This is a genomic window from Massilia sp. DD77, assembly GCF_036961685.1.
Taxonomy (GTDB): domain Bacteria; phylum Pseudomonadota; class Gammaproteobacteria; order Burkholderiales; family Burkholderiaceae_D; genus Telluria.
In genome coordinates this window covers 41,771-60,235 of record NZ_JBAMDH010000016.1, presented here as the reverse complement: position 1 = coordinate 60,235, position 18,465 = coordinate 41,771, and the positions used below count along the sequence as shown (strand labels likewise).

Sequence of the window (18,465 nt, the reverse complement as noted above, 5' to 3'; positions counted from 1 at the left end):
CAAGCTGGTACTATTTCCCCTAAGCATCATTAATTACATGGGGAAGCAATGGAACGTCTTGACCGGCTGGAACGGGTCCAATCGATGCTGCTCGAGATCGGGCAACTGTCGACCAGTTGCAGCGACATCGTCGAGTTCATCGCCGCGGTGCACCGCGCGCTGGGCCGCATCATGTATGCGGCTAATTTCTATGTGGCCTTGTCGGACCAGGAAGCCGGATCGGTGCGCTTCGTCTACTTCGTCGACGAGGAAGACCAGACGCCGGACGCCTTCGAGCGTATCACCCTGGCCGCGCCCGACGAGTCGCCCACTGCCTGGGTGCTGGTGAACCGCAAGGGCCTGACGATCACGGCCGACGACTTCGCGATGGCCGAGACCAACGGCATCAAGTGGGGGCAGGGCAGCGCCGCCGAGCACTGGATGGGCGCGCCGCTGCTGGACCAGCACCAGCAGGCGCTGGGCGCCATGGTGATCCAGAGCTATACCAAGGGCGTCACCTACAGCGAGGAAGACCAGGCGCTGTTCACCCAGATCGCCAACCACGTCTCGAACGCGCTGCAGGGCCTGCAGAGCATGGACCGGCTGGAACGCGCGGTGCAGGAGCGCACCGCCGCGCTGGCGGTCGAGGTGGCCGAACGGCGCCGCGCCGAGCAGGTGCAGCACGCGCTGTACCAGATCGCCAGCCTGTCGGCCCAGGCCCTCGACACCGAAGTCCTGAGCGCCAGCCTGCACCGCATCATCGGCGAGCTGATGGTGGCGGAGAACTTCCTGATCGGTTTGTTCCATCCGGATACGCAGGAAATCAGCATTCCCTATTTCGTCGACCAGAAGGACAGCGAGGCGCCGCTCAAGCGCTTCCCCTTCGGCAAGGCGATGTGTTCCTATGTGCTGTCGAGCAAGCAAGCCCAGCTGCACGACGCCGGCAGCTTCCGCCGCCTGGTATCGAGCGGGCTGGTCAAGGAGCCGCTGGGCAACACCGAGATCGCGAGCTGGATGGGTGCGCCGATGCTGGTGCACGACCAGCCCTACGGCGTGCTGGTGGTGCAGAGCTATGATCCGGCCATCGTGTACACCAAGGCCGACCTCGACCTGCTGGCCTTCATGGCCAGCCACGTGGCGGTAGCGATCGCGCGCATGCAGGCCGACCGCGCGATGCGCAAGGCCAAGGAGCGCCTGGAAGAGCAGAACACGGCCCTGGTCGAGGCCCAGACCGAGCTGGTGCGCCAGGAAAAGCTGGCCTCGCTGGGCCGCCTGGTGGCCGGCGTCGCGCACGAGATCAATACCCCGCTGGGGATCTGCGTGACCGCCACCAGCCACCTGGTGCAGGAACTCAAGCTCACGCGCGAGGAACTGGCGGCGGGCGAGATGACCGAGGACAGCCTGAACGCCTTCCTCGACATCGTCGACCAGTCGCTGCGCATCATGACCACCAACACCCAGCGCGCGGCAAGCCTGGTGCGCAGTTTCAAGCAGGTGGCGGTGGACCAGTCCTCGGACGATATCCGCAGCTTCAACCTGCACAATTACCTGAACGAGGTGCTGCTGTCGCTGCAGCCCAAGCTCAAGGGCCGGCCGGTGAAGGTGGAGCTGAACTGCCCCAAGGACCTGGTGCTGGACAGCTTCCCGGGCGCGATGTCGCAGATCGTGACCAACATGGTGGTCAACTCGCTGGTGCATGGCTTCGAGCGCGAGCAGGCTGGCACGATCGCGATCCGCGCCGTCGTGGAAGACGACATGGTGAGCTTCGACTACGCGGACGACGGGGCGGGGATGGATGCGGAGACGCTGGACAAGCTGTTCGATCCCTTCTTCACCACCAAGCGCGGCGCCGGCGGCAGCGGGCTGGGAGCGCACATCCTGTACAACCTGGTGACCGGGGCGCTGGGCGGGACCGTGCGCGTGGAGAGCGCGCCGGGGAAGGGACTGCAGTACCACCTGAAGTTCCCGCGCTCGCAGCGCAAGGAGAAGGTGGCAGCGTAAAAGAGCTGCAGTGTAAGAGGGCTGCGGCGCAAACCGTCAGCCCGCAACGCATGAACGTCATCCCGGCGAAAGCCGGGATGACGTTCATGCGTTAGCGATTTAAGGGACGCAGCGTCAATCCGCGTCCGGCCAGTTCTTGTTGATCTCGATCGCCTTGTCCATGTTCTTGATGAGCAGGTCGACGTAATACGGATCGAGGTGATGCCCCGCCACCTCGCGAAGGTGCTCGGTGACCTTCTCGGCCGGCCAGGCGTCCTTGTAGCAGCGCTTGTGGCTGAGGGCGTCGAAGACGTCGGCCACGGCCACGATGCGCGCATACGGGTGGATGTGCTCGCCCTTCAAGCCCTGCGGATAGCCGGTGCCGTCGAACTTCTCGTGGTGCTGGTGCGCGATCACCGCAGCGGCTTTCAGGATCGGACGCGAGGAGCCGTCCAGGATCTGCAGGCCCACCGTCGGGTGCTGGCGCATGATTTCCCATTCTTCCTCGTTCAGGCGGCCCGGCTTGAGCAGCACCGCGTCCGGGGTCGCGATCTTGCCCACGTCGTGCATCGGCGCGGCGTGCATCAGCACCGCCGTTTCCTCGTCCGGCATGCCGGCGGCCTGGGCCAGCAGGTGGCAGACCTGGGACATGCGGCGCACATGGTTGCCCGCTTCGTTGGAACGCGATTCGACCACGTCGCCGAGGCGCAGGATCAGTTCGGCCTGGGTATCGGTGATTTCCTGGTTCAGCAGGATGTTGTCGAAGGCGATCGTCACGCCCGAGCAGAAGACTTCCAGCAGCTGGGCGTCGATCTCGGAGATCTCTTCCACGCCCTTGAGCACCAGCAGCGAGGCCTTGCCGCTGGCGTTGGGGAAGTAGCCGACGTAGGTGTCGCCGTGCAGGCGCGAGATGCGGTTGTGGCGCGCGTCGTCGAGCTGGGCCACCAGTTCCGGGCCGATCTCGTCGCCTTGCATGTCGCCGATCTGGGCCAGCACCTCGTACTGGCTCTCGCCCGTGATCACGCTGGCGGCCTTCAGGCGCAGCAGCATGCTCTGTTCCAGGCGCAGCAGCGCCACGACCTGCTGCAGCAGGCCGTTGGCGAAGTCCTTCAGGCTGCGCTGCCGGAACAGGTGGCTCGAGGCCGCGATCACGCGCTCCAGGCCTTCGCGGTAGCTGTGCTGCACGCGGCGCGCTTCCTCGACCTTCATGATGTCGCGGTAGGCGCGCAGGGCCGCGAAGGTGGTGGTGAACAGCTTGGTGCGATCGAGCTCGGTCTTTTCCTTGTAATCGTTGATGTCGTAGTCGACGATCACGCGCTCTTCCGGCGCCTGGCCAGGCTGGCCGGTACGCAGGACGATGCGGGTAAATTGATTATCCAGCTCCTGGCGCATCCAGCGCGCCACTTCCAGGCCGCTGTCCTCGCGCTCCATCACCACGTCCAGGAACACCAGCGCGATGTCCTTCTCGCGCGCCAGCACTTCCTTCGCCTCGGCGCCGCTGTAGGCGTGCACGAAGGACAGGGCACGGCCATCCAGGCGGAAGCGCGACAGGGTCAGCTTGGTGATGTCATGGATATCGGGCTCGTCGTCGACCAGCAACACTTTCCAGGGTGCCAGCTTGGGCGCGGCGGAAGAGAGGAAGGACATAAACGTGTTCCGATATCGGGTTGTCGAGTTAAAAGCGTTTGCTAAAAAGGAAAATAACGATAGTCAACTTGATTGTAGTATGGCTCATGATCCTTAACAACAGGCAATATTGAAACTGTTGGGGAAAGATGTCACATACCGATGCGGGACGAATAAACGGGCGTTTATTCCGCGTCGCCGTAGCGTTTTTGGCAACGCTCGCACCAGAAGCTGCGCCGATCCGATTGGCCCAGCTTGGCTTTATGGAAGGGGATGTGGCAGCGCGGGCAGGTGCGCTGGGCGTGGGCTTGCCAATGCTGCTTGAGCACGAACTGGCGCTTCCATTCCAGGAAGTCGAAGCTGTATTGGCGGGCCTCGTCGACGAGCTGGCGCAGCTTGGCCGGGGGCAGGGCGCCCATCGTGGAAAGCGGATGGAGGCGGATGCGGAACAGGACCTCGTTCTTGATGATGTTGCCCACGCCCGAGAAGATGTCCTGGTCGAGCAGGGCGTCGCAGGCCAGCAGGTCGGGGCGGGCGCGCAGCTTCTTGCGCGCCTTCTTGGGATCCCACTGGGCCGACATCACGTCCGCGCTGAAATCGTAGGCGGCGAAGGTGTCGCGGTCGATCTCCTTGACCGAGCAGGCGTAGAAATTCATCACGCCGCCATCCGCCATCTCCAGCGACAGCCGGGGCGGCTTGTCGCGTCCTTCGTCGATGCGGTAGGTGCCGAACAGGAGGAAGTGGATGCGCAGGACCATGACCGGGGTGTCGATCAGCAGGTGCTTGCCCCAGGTGTGGATGGCCAGGATGGGCTGGCCCGCCAGGCGCGCGGTGTCGATGGCCCAGGTGTTGCCGTCGGCGCGCAGGATGTCCTGCCCGACGAAGCGCGCGGTTTGCTCTTTCAGCAAGTAGAGTGATGGACCTTCGGGCACGCTCGACCTCCTTGGCTCCATTGTCGCCAAGCGCATCGAAAGGCCGTGTGCGGGGCCTAACATTTCGATACAAAACTTCGACGCCGGCAAGCAGCTGCGGACGTGCAAAGGGGGTATATTTGATCGTGACAGCAGTGTGGTATAGGCGCTGGCAACAGCGAGGACAACCGAGAGAGGTAAGACCATGAAAGCCCTGATTCGCAACCTGGCCCTGGGCGGGCTGCTCGCGCTGGGCGCGGGCGCCGCATCGGCGGGTGTCACCGTGAAGTACATCGAGCCGGACAAATTCTCCGACCTGCCGTTCGCGCCATGGGAACGCGAGGACGTGCTGCGCGAGCTGACGGACTATTTCACCAAGCTGGGCAAATCCCTGCCGCAGGGGCAGGACCTGGCCCTCGAGGTGACCGACATCGACCTGGCGGGCCGCGAGTATCCGAATTCGCGCGCGGCGCGCGACCTGCGCGTGCTCAAAGGCATGGCGGACTGGCCGATCATCACCCTGCGCTACACCTTGAGCGAGAACGGCCAGGTGCTCAAGACCGGCGACGCCAGGCTCGCCGACATGAGCTACCTGCAGCGCATCAACCGGCATTGGGACAGCGAGCCGCTGCGCTACGAGAAGCGCATGATCGACGAGTGGTTCGCCAAGACCATCGTGCAGAAACGGCCTGGCTGAAGGCTGCGCATGAACGAGAACGGCGCCCCGCGGGGCGCCGTTTTGTTTTCGTAGGGTGGCCTTGTAGGTCACTCGCCTTTCTTGACCGCCGTGCGCCGGGGCGCCATCGCGTCGCGCACCGTGTAGTCGGACGGCACCGTGAACAGCGCCGCGCCCGGCTCCTCGCGCTTCAGGTCTTCCAGGCGGTAGACCATCTCGCCGCTGCGCGGGTCGCTGCGCTTGTGGTAGACCAGCATCTGCAGGTCGGGCGAAGTCCAGGTCTCGCTCGAGACCGTGATCGGGTTGCGGTTGCCGATCTCGCCGGCCGGGATCTCGTAGCTGCGCTGGTGGCCCTGGGCCTTCACGCCCGAGAACTCGCGGGTGCCCAGGTCGCGGCTGCTGGCCATGGCCGACCAGCGGGCGTCGCCGATGGCGCCCGCGATCATCGGTCCGAGCTGCACCGACATCGCGCGCGTGGCGGCCGCGGCTTCCACCGCCGGCTGGGCGATGCGGATGCGCACATCCTTGTGCTCGCCGCTGCGCTCGACTTCCTTGACGATGAAGCGTCCGCCTTCCGGCAGCTTGCCTTCCTTGCGCAGCTGCTCGATGCGCTCGCGTGCCCGGTCGGCCGCCATCCTGGCGTGTTCGCCGGAGGCGCGCGCCCGGTCGGCGGCCACGCGCGCCTGTGCCGCTGCGGCGCGTGCCTGCTCCGCCGCCGCGCGGGCGATGTCGGCCGGCGCGCCGACCTTGGTGGCGGTCTTGTTCTTGGGGCGCAGCACGTAGCGCGCGCCCTCGACCGGATCGACGATGGTCACGACCCGTACCTCGCCCTTGTCATCGCGGACTTCGGTGCGGGTGCGGCCGGCGCTGTCGCGGTAGTTCATCGCGCTGCTCTTGTGGACGATCTGGTTGCCGTCGGCCAGCTGCTGGATGCGCTCGGAGACCGACAGCGCGCTGTAGGGTGCGTTCTTGACCACGCGCCCGCCGTGCAGCGGCAGCATGGCGCCGGACATCATCGGCAGGCTGTCGAGCATGTGCATTTCTTCGATGCCGCCCAGGCGGGTGACGATGCGGCGTTCCACGCGTTCAGCGCGCTCCTCGTCTTGCTCCAGCTCCTCCGCCAGGGCGGGGGCGAAGGCACAGGCCAGCAGTGCTGCGATCAGGATCTTCTTGGTCATCATGGCTTCCTCGGTGGGTAGATTGGATTGTCCGAGCGTGAGCGCTCTATTCGGTATCGCTGAGACGCACGGCCAGCGGCTGGCCGTCGGCGGCCAGCAGCATCTCGGCGCGCACCGTGGCGGACGCGTTGGCCGGGTCGACCGGGACGCCGATCGAGGCCAGCGCGGTGCGCGGCAGCTCGGCTTCGATGACCCGCGTATCGGGTTCCTGCTCGATCCGCTCGAGCGAATCGAGGGCGATGAAGGCGGCGCCCTTGTCGACGCCCAGCACGGGCGTACCGACCGTGACGGCGCGATGCGGCGACAGCGCCAGCAGGGCCGCCACCGCGGTGAGCGAGCACAAGGCGCCGGCCGTGCCCCACTGGGGCAGCGACAACCGCTGGTACCAGCGGCGCTTCTTCGGGAACTGGCGGGCGAAGGCCTGCATCAGTTCCTTTTCGACGCAGCGCGGGGCGTGCATGCCGGCCAGTTCGGCGCGCAGGGCGCCGAGATGCTGTTCCAGCAGCGGATCCGGCGTGGCGTGCGTGGTGTCCTTGTCGTCGATCATGTTCGTATTCCTTCCTTTCAGGCCGCCGCGTGGGCGGCCGGGTGCAGCGCCCGCAGGCGCTTGGCGAGCGCTGCCCGGCCGCGCGCCAGGCGCGAGCGCACCGTGCCGAGATCCACCTGGCAGATCGCGGCGATCTCCTGGTAGGACAGCTCGTGCAGTTCGTACAGGATGACCGGATCGCGGTAGTGCGGCGGCAGCAGGGCCAGGGCGCGGCGCACCTGTTCGGCCGCCTCGTTCTCGAGCAGGCGGCCCAGGGGCTCCTGCGCGTCGCAGGCTTCGTCGAGTTCCAGCTCGCCATCCTCGTCCGGCTCGGCCAAGGGCACCTGGCGCCGCCGCGGCTCCTCCAGTTTCAAAATCAGCTTACGCGCCACCCCGAACAGGAAGTGCTGCAGCTGCCCGCGCAGCGGGTCGAAGGCCAGGCGGCCCGTCATCAGCGCCATGAAGGCTTCCTGGACCACGTCCGCAGCGGTGTCGCCGGAGCCGCAGCGCAGCAGGGCGAAGCGGTACAGCGGGCCCTGGTGCCGCCGGTACAGCGCCGCGAAGGCGGCGGCCGTTCCCGCTTGCATCTGGCGCAGCAGCTCGGTGTCGGATAAGTCGGAGGTCGTGGTCATGGCGGTCATCTTTACCCTTATTCCGCCGGAGAGGCGGAAAAGTTCCAACTTTTTTCAACAAGAAGGAAAAAGTGGGGGTAAGACGAGGGAAGAGGCTGGGAGGGCAGGCCGCGGAGGCGGCCTGCGCAGGGGGGGCTTGGCGGAGATCAGGCCCGGGTGGCGGGCCGCAGGCGGCGCGCGGCGAGCAGGCCGCCCGCACCGGCGGCGAGCAGCAGCAGGATGCCCGGCTCCGGCACCTGGGCATCGACTTGTTCAAACGAGGAAATCGTACTGTCGAAGTACATGAACCCATCGTCGGCCGCGTGGCTGAAGGAGGCGAACAGGGTCTTGATCTCGAACAGGACCGGATCGAGCCGCGCCGGCATGGCGCCGTCCTCGAGCGCGGTGCCGTCCACGTCGCCCAGCGACACATGGCCGGTGGCACGGCCGCCGCCATCCTGGCGCACCATGATGCGTTCGAAGACGTCGAATGCGGGATTATCGGGTAGTCCGTCCGCATTCCTCACGTAGCTCGTGCCGGACCAGGGCGCGTCGGGGCCGGCGTCGAAGCTGAAGGTGGTGCCGCCGACGGTGAAGGACATGAAGTCGAATTCCGCGCCCTCGTAGATCGCGGTGCGCAAGCGGGCTTCCGGGGCGGGCTGGTAAGCGGCCAGCGGCGCCGCCGTGTTGTAGCGCAGGATGCCGGTCACCACATCGCCGACCCGGATCAGGGGGCCGGCGTAGGCGCTTTCCGTCGGCGCCAGGTAGTTCCCGGTCTGCGCATCCTTTTCGACGATGGCATCGATGGTCGCGGTGTAGCGGTAGGTGAGGACCGCGGCCTGGGCGCCGGTGGCCAGCAGGCAGGCCAGGCCCGCGCTGCACAAGGTCGAGAGGAATTTCATGGTCGGTAAGCTTGCCGCTGCAAAGATGTGAAGACACTATTGCAACATTGCAAGATCACCCTGTCAATCCAGGGTAGATACCAACGGCGCTTCAGTCGACCCAGTTGACCCGTTCGAACTTGCCGCGGAATTCCTCGGGCATGACCATGACCTGGCTGCTCTTGTAGTTGAAGAAAACGAAGCCGGACTTGGCCATGGCGATCAGGGTACGGTCGCGCGGCCGGCTGACGCGGAAGATGATGTCGCCGCCGTATTTATTGAAGTCCATGACGCCGACTTCGAACAGCAGCTCGTCGCGGGCATGCGCTTCGGCGCGGTAGGTGGTGGCCAGGTCGGTGACGATGATGCCGGTGCCGTCGCGCTCGGTTTCGGGGACGCCGAATTCGAACAGAAAGCGGGCCCGCGCCTCGGAGATCATCGAGATCATCGAGTCGTTGCCCAGGTGGTTGGCGGCGTTGATGTCGGTGACCCTCACGGTCAGCGGCGTCGAATAGTAGAACTGGTCTTCGGGGAAGTTGAGTTGTAAGCGTGCCATTTCTCAATTCTAACTCTACGGAGCGCCATTCCGTCCAATTTTGTAGATGGTCCCGCTCGACGCCACCAGATAGAGCTCGCCTTCCGCATCCTGGCCGAAGGACACGACCTGGCCGATGTCCGGGATGCTCCACTCACGCTGTTCGACGATGCCGCCGGAGCCGGCGAAGAAGCTCTTCAGGAAGCCCTTGCAGTAGTCGGAATAGAAATAGCGCCCGGCCAGCTCGGGCAGGGCGCGGCCGCGGTACACGAAGCCACCGGTGATCGAGCAGCCGTTGGCGTCGTTGCCGCCGTGGTCGTATTCGAAAGCAGGCAAGGTGAGGCCGGCTTGGGCGCAACTGGCGGCGTTGTAGCACAGCGTGCCTTCCATGACGTTCCAGCCGTAGTTGAGCCCACCCTGGCGGGCGTCGCTGAAGTTGACTTCCTCGCGCCGGTCCTGGCCCACGTCGGCCACATACAGCTGGTTGCCGTCGAAGGCGAAGCGCCAGGGATTGCGCAGGCCATAGGCCCAGATTTCGGGGCGCCGTCCGCTCGTGCCGGCGAACGGGTTACCCGCCGGGATGGCGTAGCTTTCGGCGGGAACGGCGCTTGAAACGTCGATGCGCAGCAGCTTGCCCAGCAGCGAGTTCAGGTTCTGGGCATTGCCTCCCGGATCGCCAGCGCCGCCGCCGTCACCCGGCCCCAGGTAGAGGTAGCCGTCCGGCCCGAAGGCCACCTGGCCGCCGAAATGGTTGGTGAAGTTCGGGTGCGGAATGCTGATGATGGGCAGGCCGGAGGTAGGGTCGGCCAGGTTCGGGTTGGACGAGGCCGTGAAGCGCTCGACCACGATATTGCGCTGGGGATCGGTGTAGTACAGGTAGACATAGCCGTTGCGTGCGAACTGGGGATCGAAGGCGAGCGACAGCAGGCCGCCTTCGCCGGCCGTCAGGACGCGCGCGCTGATGTCGAGGAAGGGCGTGGCGAGGACCGCGCCGTTCTGGATGATGCGCACCCGTCCCGCGCGCTCGAGCACGAACAGGCGCGCGTCGCCCGGCGGCGCGGCCAGCCAGGTCGGGTTGGCGAGGTTGGCGGCGACGGTGCTCAAGGCCAGCGTGAGCGTGGCGCTGCCGTAGGCGACGGTTGCGCTGGCGGTGGCGCCGGCGCTCACCACGGCGCTTTGCGAGGCGGGCGCGGGCGTATAGGTGGTGCTGCCGCTGGTGACCGCCGTGGCCGCCACGTTGTAGCTGCCCGGCGCCAGGCCGGTCAGGGTTTGCGTTTGGGTTAGGTCTTGCAAGAAATTATTGGGTCCGGTGACACGCATCGAGGCGTTCACCCCGGCCGGCAGGCCGGTCGCCGTCACCGTCAGCGAACCGGTGGTGGCCGCCGGCGGCGTCACGGGACCGGTCGTGCCGGGGCTGCCGCCTCCGCCGCCGCAGGCGGCCAGCAGGGCAGCCAGCATCGCCATCAAGAGCAGTCCCCACATCCGCGTGCGTTCGAGCAGCATGTCCGCCTCCGTGACCGAAGAATTCGCTGGCACCATTGTGCAGCGAATACCGCCGCTTCGCCATCGGCGCAGCGAACCGTGCGTGTCAGTGTAGCGGCCTGCCAGCCTGTCGCCGTTTGATGCGCGTCGAGCCGGAGCCGGGCACCAAAACCCGGCTGGACGATCAGCGGGTCAGGCGATAGATCAGCAGCGCGGTGCGGATCGCGGCGCGCTCGATCGAGGCCAGTTCGACCCGCTCGGCCGGCGAGTGGGCGCCGCTGCCGCTCGCGCCCAGGCCGTCCAGGCTGTCGATGTAGGGTGCGACGAACTGGATGTCGCCGGCGCCGCGCGCGGTCGCGGGCAGGGCCGCGATCGTCCCCAGCCCGGCATCGCTGCTGGCCTGGGAGTAGACTTCCAGCAGCTTCAGGTTGCCCGGCGTGACCGCCATCGGCGGATAGGAATCGCGGAAAGTAATGGTGGCGCCGGCGCCGGGCAGGCCCTGGGCCACGATCTCGCGCATCCTGGCCTGGGCGCGGTCGCGCTGCGCATAGTCGAGGTAGCGCAGGTCGCTCTTTACCGTCACGGTGTTGGCGATGACGTTGGTCTTGCCGGACGCCGTGCCGCCGCCCTTGGCCTCGTCGTAGGCGACATCGGTGCCGCCCAGGATCAGGCCCGGATTGAAAGTCAGGCCCGGCTCGACGACTTCGCGCCGGAAGCTGTCCAGGATACGCGCGGCCTCGTACACGGCGCCGTAGCCGCCGGGGCCGAACACACCCTGCGAATGGCCCTGGCGCGCCTTGACTTCAAGATCGAAGGAGGCGGTGGCGCGGCGCCCGACAGTAGCCGTGGCCCGGCCCTGGTCGGTGACCGTGCCCTCGAAACCGAGGGCGATGTCGCTGCGCTTGGCCAGCTCGACCATGTCGCGGCGCGAGACCGAGCGCGGCTCGCCGGCGTCTTCCTCGTCGCCGGTGAACATGACGGTGATGCGCGTGTCGTCGAGCGCGCCAACACGCTGGAGGGCGCGCAGGGCTGCGACCACCACCACGTTGCCGCCTTTCATGTCGCCGACGCCCTGGCCGCGCGCGTAGTCCCCGGCTCCCTCGCGGTCCCACAGCGGGCCGGGCGCATCGGCTTCGAACACGGTGTCGAGATGGCCGAGCAGCAGCAGGCGCTTGCCGCGCTTGCCGTCGCGTACCGCCACCAGGTGGCCGGCGCGCCGCATGTCGGGTGGCATGTCGAGCCAGGCGGTGCGAAAGCCCAGCTTTTCGAATTCCTGCGCGAACACCGCGCCCACCGCACGTACGCCTGCGAGGTTCATGGTGCCGCTATTGATGCGGGCGCTGCGCTCGAGCAGCACTGTGGCGTCCCCGGACCAGGCCCGCACCTCGGCCACGATGCGCTGTTCGGTCGGCGTCAGCGCCGCGGCCCGCGCCGGAGCCGTGGAGAATGCGGCGGTGGCCAGCGCCAGCGTGAAGACGAGCTTGCGGTGCATATCGCTTCCTGGTCAGGAATGAGAATATACAACTCTACTATGTTCTTTCAGTAAATATGCGTCCGCCAGCCGGGGGCATGGCGGTATGGCGTTCAGGGTGCCAGCAGCGCCGCGCCGGCCCTGGCGATCTGGCCGTCCTGTGGAGCTTGCACGCCGGACACGCCGATCGCACCGATCAGCTTGCCATCTACGAGCAGGCGCACGCCGCCTTCCAGCGGCATCGCATCGGGTAGGGCCAGGACCAGCTGGTTGCCCTTGGTAAGGATGTCTTCGTGGAATTTGGTATCGCGCCGGAAGTTCGCCGCATGCGTGGCCTTGGCTAGCGCGATCGGCAGGCTGTTGTTGGGCGTGTCGTCCATGCGCAGCGCGTGCATCAGCGCGCCGGCGTCGTCGACGACGACGATCGAGACGTTCCAGCCATTGCGCCGCGCTTCGGCCTCGGCGGCGTTCGAGATCTGCTTGGCGGCGGCGAGATTGAGCGCGATCCGGGTGCTCAGCTGCGACTTGAGGAGCGGTTCGGCGCCGGCATGCGGCAAGACGGCGGACAGCAGGAGGGCGAATAACAGGCGGCGCATGGGAATCCTTCGGCTAGGTGGACGGGCCACAGGATAACCGAAGCATTTCCGAATTGTTAGCAGGAAATCAGGGCAGGCTGGGTGCGCGGCTGCGGGTCTTGCTCACGACGCCGGACGGGTCGAGCAGGATGACGAATTCGGCATAGCGTCCGCCGCCCGCGGGCGACTGGTAGACCCAGGCTTCGTAGCCGCTGTCGAAGCGCACGCTGCGGGTCGGGCCGAAGGCGGCGAGCAGCTCGGCCTTGGTGGTGCGGCCGGGAACGACGCCTTGTTCCAGGGCGGCCAAGGGCGCCTGGGTACCGGGCGGGACCGGCTGGCTGGCGCATCCGGTCAAGGACAGGGCGCAAGCAAAGAGGATGCAGGCGGCCAGGCTCGCCTTCATGGCAACTCCTGTGGCGGCGCCGTCATGTAATCGAACTCCACCAGGGTATCGTCGGGCCAGGAACGGTCCCACAAGGGGACGTAATAGGTGCGGTCCAGCATCACCTGGCAATCGCAGTATTCAAGCTCGGCCGGCGTCTGCTCGCCACCGGCGTACAGCATGCGGAAGGGCAGGGTTTCGACCCGCTCGCCGGCGCGCAGGGTGACGCCGAAGACAGGCCGCTCGGTAAAGAACAGGTAGTTGCCGTCCGGGCTGTTGCACACGCCTTCCGGCGTGTCGAGGACGCCGGCGATCCAGCCGAACAGGGGAGAGCTGTTGGAGACCAGGCCGGCTTCCTTGCCGACCAGGCATTCGAGACGCAGGTCGCCCAGGCGCCGCTTGCCTGCGGGCACACCCGGTGACTGGATCAGGGCGCGCCAGGTCATGCTGGTGGTCTTGCGGTTGGCCAGCACGGCGGCGTCTTCGCGCAGGGCGGCGTCGATGCGCGGCAGGACGAAGCTGTTGTCCTCGGCCACCGCTACGGGCACACTGAGGCTGTCGCCCGCGATACGCAGGGTGATGCCGCGCATGTCGACCGTGCGTGAGCGCGGCAGCAGCTGGAAGCGCAGGGTGGCATGCGGCGCCAGCGCACGCTCGCGTTCGAAACGCTCCATGCCACGTATCATTTTCCGGTAGGATTTGTCGACCGGATCACGGGTGGACCTGACGGTGACGGTGCTGGGATGTTGCTGGGCTTGTTCCGCGAGCGCGGAAGCAGGGAAAGACAGGGGACTGGCCAGGACGGCCAGCCCCAGAAGAGCGACGCGGAGCGGGTTCCGCGTCATCTGGCTTACCAGTAGCGGACCCGGCCCGTGTCCATGTGCACGAACCGCGAGTCGGGGTAGTAGCCGACGCCGCCGCCCTTGAGCGACATGGCGGCCTTGTGCAGCATCTGCAAGTCCTTGCCGGGCAGGCGGATATCGATGGCCTTGCCGTCCATGTGCATGCTGCGCTTGGCCACGCCATTGCTGTTGGCGTGCAGCTTGGCGTTCGATTCCGGCGAGCGGTAGCCCGAGATGATGTGCAGTTCCTTGCCGTTGCCGAGCTTGTCGTTCACCTGGTCGAGCAGCAGCAGCAGTTGCGGGTCCATCTCGGCAACCTGGTTGTTGCGGTGATCGCGCAGGACCTTGTTGATGTCCTTCAGCGCATCCGGAATAAACTGGCCTTCGGCCCAGAACACGCTGCTCAGCTTTTCGCCGGTGTGCGTGTTGTACAGGCGCAGGATGCGTTCGCCGGGGATGGCCGATGCTGATTTGGCAAGTGCTGGAATGCTGAGGGTGGGTGCTGCAAGGAGGAGGGAACTTTTGAGGAAAGCGCGGCGTTGCATCATCGTCGGAGATCCTTACGCTGTGTTCACTGAAGCGTCAATCATACGCCGGTTGTGCGGAACGTGCAGACAAAATGAAGCAAAATGCGGCTAATGTGCGACTAAGTTAACGATTTGACCAATCCTGGGAGATAAATCCATGCCGAGTATTAAACGCCTGACAATCATCGCACTCGCCGCCAGCGCTTTCGCCGGGTCCGCCGCCGCGCAAGAGCTCGCGCCGGTCGACCAGCCGCCCGCCGCCAAGGGCTGGAAGACCGAGACCGTGGCCGAGGACCTGCCCCAGCCCTGGGGCATGGCCTGGCTGCCGGACGGCCGCATCCTGGTGACGGGAAAGGAAGGCACGCTGCACCTGGTCAGCGGCAAGGCGCGCCAGGCGATCCCGATCGAAGGCCTGCCGCAGCTGTTCACGGGCGGCCAGGGCGGCCTGCTCGACATCGTCCTGCACCCAGCCGATATGAGCAACCCGCAGGCCAACCCGCGCGTCTACCTGACCATGGCCAGCGGCAGCGGCAGCGAGAACCGGACCCTGCTGGTGCAAGGCATCTTCGACGGCAAGCGCGTGCATGGCCTGCGCACCCTGTTCAGCGTCACACCGGGCAAGAGCGGCGGCCAGCACTTCGGCTCGCGGCTGGCCTGGATGAAGGACGGCACGCTCCTGATGAGCATCGGCGACGGCGGCAATCCGCCCCAGCGCGTGGGCAGCATGCTGGCGCGCGAGCAGGCCCAGAACCTGGGCAGCCACCATGGATCGATCCTGCGCCTGACGGCCGAGGGCAAGGCGGCGCCGGGCAATCCGCTGGCGGGCAAGCAGGGCGCGCTGCCGGAAATCTGGAGCTATGGCCACCGCAACGTCCAGGGCCTGGCGGTCGACCCGGTATCGGGCCGGGTCTGGGCCAGCGAGCACGGGCCGCGCGGCGGCGACGAGATCAACCTGGTCGAGGGCGGCAAGAACTACGGCTGGCCGCTGCAGAGCTACGGCCTGGACTACAAGACGCGCGAGCCGGTCGGCATGAAGGTGGTGCCGGGCATGGTGCAGCCGCTGGTGGTGTGGACGCCCTCGCCGGCGCCCTCGGGCCTGGTGGTCTACACCGGCAAGGCCTTCCCGCAATGGCAGGGCAGCCTGTTCAGCGGCAGTCTGGCCGGCCAGGACATCCGCCGCGTGGCCCTCGACGCCCAGGGCAAGATACTGAAGCAGGAAAAGCTCGATATCGGCAAGCGTGTGCGCGACGTGCGCCAGGGGCCGGACGGCCACCTGTATGCGCTGACGGACGAGGCGAAGGGCAAGCTGCTTCGCATCGTGCCGCAATAAACGGCGCTGATTCCGTAGGGTGGGCGGGTCTCCCGTCCACCCTGCGATGCATAACGCATGGAGTCTCTCTGCAGGCGCTTTTTTCTTTCTCGCAAGTCCAAAACCTGCCTAGAATGCCGAAGCCGCCGCCACCTCCGTGCCGGCGATCTTCCCTTGTCCTTCCCTTGGAGGAGCATCAATGGCAGTCACCCTTCGTCGCAGTATCCCGCTGGCGGCAGCGCTGGCGCTGGCCCTCGGCGCCCAGGCCGCGCCGGCCAAGCCGGCGGCCGCCCCGGACATCCCGATCCCGCATATCCCCTACACCAAGTTCACGCTCAAGAACGGGCTGACGGTGCTGGTCCACGAAGACCACAAGACCCCGGTGGTCGCGGTCAATACCTGGTACCACGTGGGCTCGAAGAACGAAAAGCCCGGCAAGACCGGCTTCGCCCATCTGTTCGAGCACCTGATGTTCAGCGGCAGCGACAACTTCAACAAGACCTACCTGAACGCGATGGAGCGCATCGGGGCGACCGACCTGAACGGCACCACCAATACCGACCGCACCAATTACTTCCAGAACGTGCCGACCTCGATGCTCGACTATGCGCTGTTCGCCGAGAGCGACCGCATGGGCCACCTGCTGGGTACGGTCGACCAGAAGAAGCTCGACCTGCAGCGCGGCGTGGTGCAGAACGAGAAGCGCCAGCGCGAGAACCAGCCCTACGGCATCGCCTACGAGCTGCTGGTGACGAATACCTATCCGGTGGGCCATCCGTATTCCTGGACCGTGATCGGCAAGATGGAAGACCTGGACGCGGCCTCGATGACCGACGTGCGCGACTGGTTCAAGGCCAACTACGGCCCCAACAACACGGTACTGGTGCTGTCGGGCGACATCACGCCCGAGGAAGCGCGGCGCAAGGTGGAGCAGTACTACGGCGCCATCCCGCCGGGACCGCCGCTGGCCAAGCACGATGCCTGGATCGCCAAGCGCACCGGCACCCACCGCACCCAGGCCCAGGACCGGGTGCCGCAGACGCGCATCTACCGCACCTGGAACGTGCCGGGCGCGCACACGATCGAAGAAGTCCAGCTCGACCTGGCGGCCCATATCCTGGGCGGCGGCAAGACCTCGCGCCTGTACAAGCGCCTGGTGTACAAGGACCAGTTGGCCACCAGCGCCTCCGCCAGCGATTCCTCGTCCGAGATCGGCGGCCAGTTCGACCTGACGCTCACCGCCAAGCCGGGTGCGGACGTGAAGAAGATGGAACAGGCGGCCGACGAGGAGCTGCGCGCCATGCTGAAGAACGGTCCGACTGAATCCGAACTGCGCCTGGCCAAGACCGCGATCCTGGCCAACTACACGCGCATGATCGAGCGCGTCGGCGGCTTCGGCGGCAAGAGCGACCTGCTGGCATCGTGCCAGACCTACACCGGCAATCCGGACTGCTACAAGGTCTACCTGCAGCGCATCAAGGACGCCACCCCGGCGTCCGTCAAGAAGGCCATGAACGACTGGCTCACCGACGGCGACTTCGTCCTGCAGATCGACCCTTACCCGACCGGCCTGGCGGCCACCGCCTCCACCCTGGACCGCAGCAAGGAACCGCTGCCGGGCAAGCCGATGTCGCTCAAGCTGCCGCCGATGCAAAAGACGACCCTGTCGAACGGCCTGAAGGTGGTGCTGGCCGAGCGCCATGAAGCGCCGGTGGTCAATCTGCAGCTGCTGGTCGACAGCGGCTTCGCCTCGGACGCCAAGGACATGCCGGGCGTGGCCAGCCTGGCGCTGCGCATGCTCGAAGAAGGCACGCCCACCCGCCAGTCGCTGCAGATCGGCGAGGAGCTCGAAGGACTGGGCGCCAGCTTCGGTACCGGCACCAACCTGGACGGCGCGTTCGTCACCATGAACACGCTCAAGGCCACCATGCCGCGGGCGCTCGACCTGTACGCCGACCTGATCCTGCATCCGGCCTTCCCGCAGAAGGAGTTCGCACGCCTGCAGCAGGACCGCCTGGCCGCGATCGCGCGCGAAAAGGCCAGCCCGCAGGCGACCGCGATGCGCGTGCTGCCCGGGCTCCTGTACGGCAAGGACCATGTCTACGCCCATCCCTTCACCGGCAGCGGCACCGAGGACGCGGTCAAGCGCATGACCCGCGCCGACCTGGCGAAGTACCACGCCACCTGGTTCAAGCCGAACAACGCGACCCTGCTGGTGGTGGGCGACACCACCCTGGCCGAGATCAAGCCCTTGCTCGAGAAGCAGTTCGGCGGCTGGAAGGCCGGCGAGGTGCCGAAGAAGGTGATCGCGCCGGTCGAGGCGCCGGCGAAGTCCCTGGTGTACCTGGTCGACCGTCCGGGGGCGCTGCAGAGCGTGATCGTCGGCGCCCAGCTGGCGCCGCCGCGCAACAGCCCCGAGTCGGTCCCGCTGGAGATGGTCAACGACGTCTTCGGCGGCACCTTCAGCTCGCGCATCAACATGAACCTGCGCGAGGACAAGCATTGGTCCTACGGGGTGCGCAGCTCGCTGTACGCCGCGATCGGCCAGCGTCCCTTCATGAGCGTCTCGCCGGTGCAGACCGACAAGACCCCGGACGCGCTCAAGGAACTGGTGCGCGAGTACCGCGACATCGCCGGCGGCAAGCCGATCGCCCCGGCGGAGCTGAAGGATGCGCTGGACAATAACACCCTGGGCCTGCCGGGCCGCTTCGAGACCGCGGGCCAGCTGGCCGGCGCCTATTCGACCATCCTGCAATACGGCCTGCCGGCGGACTACTACAACACCTTCACCGAGAAGGCGCTGTCGCTGACGCCGGCCCAGGCGAATGCCCTGGCGGCGCGCAGCTTCACGCCGGAACGCCTGGTGTGGGTGGTGGTCGGCGACATGAGCAAGGTCGAATCCGGCATCCGCGCCCTGAACCTGGGCGAGGTGCGCAAGATCGACGTGGACGGCAATCCAGTCCGGTAATCGCGT

Annotated in this window: 17 protein-coding genes; 4 read left to right on the top strand and 13 right to left on the bottom strand. The window is 66.5% G+C overall.

What is annotated here, in order from left to right:
* Window positions 1–48: 48 nt before the first annotated feature.
* On the top strand, window positions 49–1,980 hold the full coding sequence (locus V7778_RS11370) for a GAF domain-containing sensor histidine kinase (RefSeq protein WP_335555239.1): 1,932 nt from the start codon (window positions 49–51) through the stop codon (window positions 1,978–1,980).
* 114 nt (window positions 1,981–2,094) lie between these two features.
* Here V7778_RS11370 and V7778_RS11365 read toward each other — a convergent pair whose 3' ends face one another.
* The gene (locus tag V7778_RS11365; protein ID WP_335555237.1) at window positions 2,095–3,606 is read right to left on the bottom strand and encodes an HD domain-containing phosphohydrolase; all 1,512 of its coding nucleotides are present in this window, start codon (window positions 3,604–3,606) and stop codon (window positions 2,095–2,097) included.
* Window positions 3,607–3,770: 164 nt separating this feature from the next.
* The gene (locus V7778_RS11360) at window positions 3,771–4,517 is read right to left on the bottom strand and encodes a DNA-formamidopyrimidine glycosylase family protein (RefSeq protein WP_335555235.1); all 747 of its coding nucleotides are present in this window, start codon (window positions 4,515–4,517) and stop codon (window positions 3,771–3,773) included.
* A 184-nt stretch (window positions 4,518–4,701) separates the two neighbouring features.
* On the opposite strand from V7778_RS11360, the gene V7778_RS11355 reads away from it, so the two are divergent.
* A complete protein-coding gene (locus V7778_RS11355; protein WP_335555233.1) occupies window positions 4,702–5,193 on the top strand; it encodes a DUF3016 domain-containing protein in 492 nt (163 codons plus the stop codon).
* Window positions 5,194–5,261: 68 nt separating this feature from the next.
* Here the strand turns inward: V7778_RS11355 and V7778_RS11350 are convergent, their stop codons facing one another.
* From V7778_RS11350 to V7778_RS11300, 11 genes are all read right to left on the bottom strand, one after another.
* Entirely contained in the window at window positions 5,262–6,353 is a 1,092-nt protein-coding gene (locus tag V7778_RS11350) for a hypothetical protein (RefSeq protein ID WP_335555231.1), read from the bottom strand.
* 43 nt (window positions 6,354–6,396) lie between these two features.
* Window positions 6,397–6,897: a hypothetical protein gene (locus V7778_RS11345; protein WP_335555230.1), complete on the bottom strand. Its 501-nt coding sequence runs from the start codon at window positions 6,895–6,897 to the stop codon at window positions 6,397–6,399.
* A 17-nt stretch (window positions 6,898–6,914) separates the two neighbouring features.
* Window positions 6,915–7,508 carry an RNA polymerase sigma factor gene (locus V7778_RS11340; protein WP_335555228.1) on the bottom strand — a complete coding sequence of 198 codons (594 nt, stop codon included), beginning with the start codon at window positions 7,506–7,508 and terminating at the stop codon, window positions 6,915–6,917.
* A 146-nt stretch (window positions 7,509–7,654) separates the two neighbouring features.
* Complete coding sequence (locus tag V7778_RS11335; protein WP_335555225.1) at window positions 7,655–8,389, bottom strand: PEP-CTERM sorting domain-containing protein; 735 nt, start codon at window positions 8,387–8,389, stop codon at window positions 7,655–7,657.
* 91 nt (window positions 8,390–8,480) lie between these two features.
* Window positions 8,481–8,924 (bottom strand): thioesterase family protein, encoded by a 444-nt coding sequence (locus tag V7778_RS11330; protein WP_335555224.1) that lies wholly within the window; start codon window positions 8,922–8,924, stop codon window positions 8,481–8,483.
* Between the two features lie 15 nt (window positions 8,925–8,939).
* Window positions 8,940–10,406, bottom strand: a complete 1,467-nt coding sequence (locus tag V7778_RS11325) for a PQQ-dependent sugar dehydrogenase (RefSeq protein ID WP_335555222.1) — start codon at window positions 10,404–10,406, stop codon at window positions 8,940–8,942.
* A 163-nt stretch (window positions 10,407–10,569) separates the two neighbouring features.
* Complete coding sequence (locus tag V7778_RS11320) at window positions 10,570–11,877, bottom strand: M20/M25/M40 family metallo-hydrolase (protein WP_335555220.1); 1,308 nt, start codon at window positions 11,875–11,877, stop codon at window positions 10,570–10,572.
* A gap of 92 nt (window positions 11,878–11,969) precedes the next feature.
* Window positions 11,970–12,452 (bottom strand): GlcG/HbpS family heme-binding protein, encoded by a 483-nt coding sequence (locus tag V7778_RS11315; protein WP_335555218.1) that lies wholly within the window; start codon window positions 12,450–12,452, stop codon window positions 11,970–11,972.
* 67 nt (window positions 12,453–12,519) lie between these two features.
* Window positions 12,520–12,834, bottom strand: a complete 315-nt coding sequence (locus V7778_RS11310) for a hypothetical protein (RefSeq protein ID WP_335555216.1) — start codon at window positions 12,832–12,834, stop codon at window positions 12,520–12,522.
* Complete coding sequence (locus V7778_RS11305) at window positions 12,831–13,487, bottom strand: hypothetical protein (protein WP_335555215.1); 657 nt, start codon at window positions 13,485–13,487, stop codon at window positions 12,831–12,833. Before V7778_RS11305 ends, V7778_RS11310 begins: the two co-directional genes overlap by 4 nt.
* 176 nt (window positions 13,488–13,663) lie before the next feature.
* Window positions 13,664–14,203, bottom strand: a complete 540-nt coding sequence (locus V7778_RS11300) for a DUF882 domain-containing protein (RefSeq protein ID WP_335555213.1) — start codon at window positions 14,201–14,203, stop codon at window positions 13,664–13,666.
* 136 nt (window positions 14,204–14,339) lie between these two features.
* Between V7778_RS11300 and V7778_RS11295 the strand changes: the two genes are divergently transcribed.
* Window positions 14,340–15,512 (top strand): PQQ-dependent sugar dehydrogenase, encoded by a 1,173-nt coding sequence (locus V7778_RS11295; RefSeq protein WP_335555212.1) that lies wholly within the window; start codon window positions 14,340–14,342, stop codon window positions 15,510–15,512.
* A 178-nt stretch (window positions 15,513–15,690) separates the two neighbouring features.
* A complete protein-coding gene (locus V7778_RS11290; protein ID WP_335555210.1) occupies window positions 15,691–18,459 on the top strand; it encodes a M16 family metallopeptidase in 2,769 nt (922 codons plus the stop codon).
* Window positions 18,460–18,465 lie beyond the last annotated feature (6 nt).

Bases quoted from the DNA above. Each gene is read 5' to 3' on its own strand.
- V7778_RS11365 (WP_335555237.1), bottom strand. From the start codon at position 3,606: ATGTCCTTCCTCTCTTCCGCCGCGCCCAAGCTGGCACCCTGGAAAGTG.
- V7778_RS11315 (WP_335555218.1), bottom strand. From the start codon at position 12,452: ATGCGCCGCCTGTTATTCGCCCTCCTGCTGTCCGCCGTCTTGCCGCAT.
- V7778_RS11335 (WP_335555225.1), bottom strand. From the start codon at position 8,389: ATGAAATTCCTCTCGACCTTGTGCAGCGCGGGCCTGGCCTGCCTGCTG.
- V7778_RS11290 (WP_335555210.1), top strand. From the start codon at position 15,691: ATGGCAGTCACCCTTCGTCGCAGTATCCCGCTGGCGGCAGCGCTGGCG.
- V7778_RS11320 (WP_335555220.1), bottom strand. From the start codon at position 11,877: ATGCACCGCAAGCTCGTCTTCACGCTGGCGCTGGCCACCGCCGCATTC.
- V7778_RS11355 (WP_335555233.1), top strand. From the start codon at position 4,702: ATGAAAGCCCTGATTCGCAACCTGGCCCTGGGCGGGCTGCTCGCGCTG.
- V7778_RS11370 (WP_335555239.1), top strand. From the start codon at position 49: ATGGAACGTCTTGACCGGCTGGAACGGGTCCAATCGATGCTGCTCGAG.
- V7778_RS11330 (WP_335555224.1), bottom strand. From the start codon at position 8,924: ATGGCACGCTTACAACTCAACTTCCCCGAAGACCAGTTCTACTATTCG.
- V7778_RS11300 (WP_335555213.1), bottom strand. From the start codon at position 14,203: ATGATGCAACGCCGCGCTTTCCTCAAAAGTTCCCTCCTCCTTGCAGCA.
- V7778_RS11295 (WP_335555212.1), top strand. From the start codon at position 14,340: ATGCCGAGTATTAAACGCCTGACAATCATCGCACTCGCCGCCAGCGCT.
- V7778_RS11350 (WP_335555231.1), bottom strand. From the start codon at position 6,353: ATGATGACCAAGAAGATCCTGATCGCAGCACTGCTGGCCTGTGCCTTC.
- V7778_RS11305 (WP_335555215.1), bottom strand. From the start codon at position 13,487: ATGGAGCGTTTCGAACGCGAGCGTGCGCTGGCGCCGCATGCCACCCTG.
- V7778_RS11325 (WP_335555222.1), bottom strand. From the start codon at position 10,406: ATGCTGCTCGAACGCACGCGGATGTGGGGACTGCTCTTGATGGCGATG.
- V7778_RS11340 (WP_335555228.1), bottom strand. From the start codon at position 7,508: ATGACCACGACCTCCGACTTATCCGACACCGAGCTGCTGCGCCAGATG.
- V7778_RS11345 (WP_335555230.1), bottom strand. From the start codon at position 6,897: ATGATCGACGACAAGGACACCACGCACGCCACGCCGGATCCGCTGCTG.
- V7778_RS11310 (WP_335555216.1), bottom strand. From the start codon at position 12,834: ATGAAGGCGAGCCTGGCCGCCTGCATCCTCTTTGCTTGCGCCCTGTCC.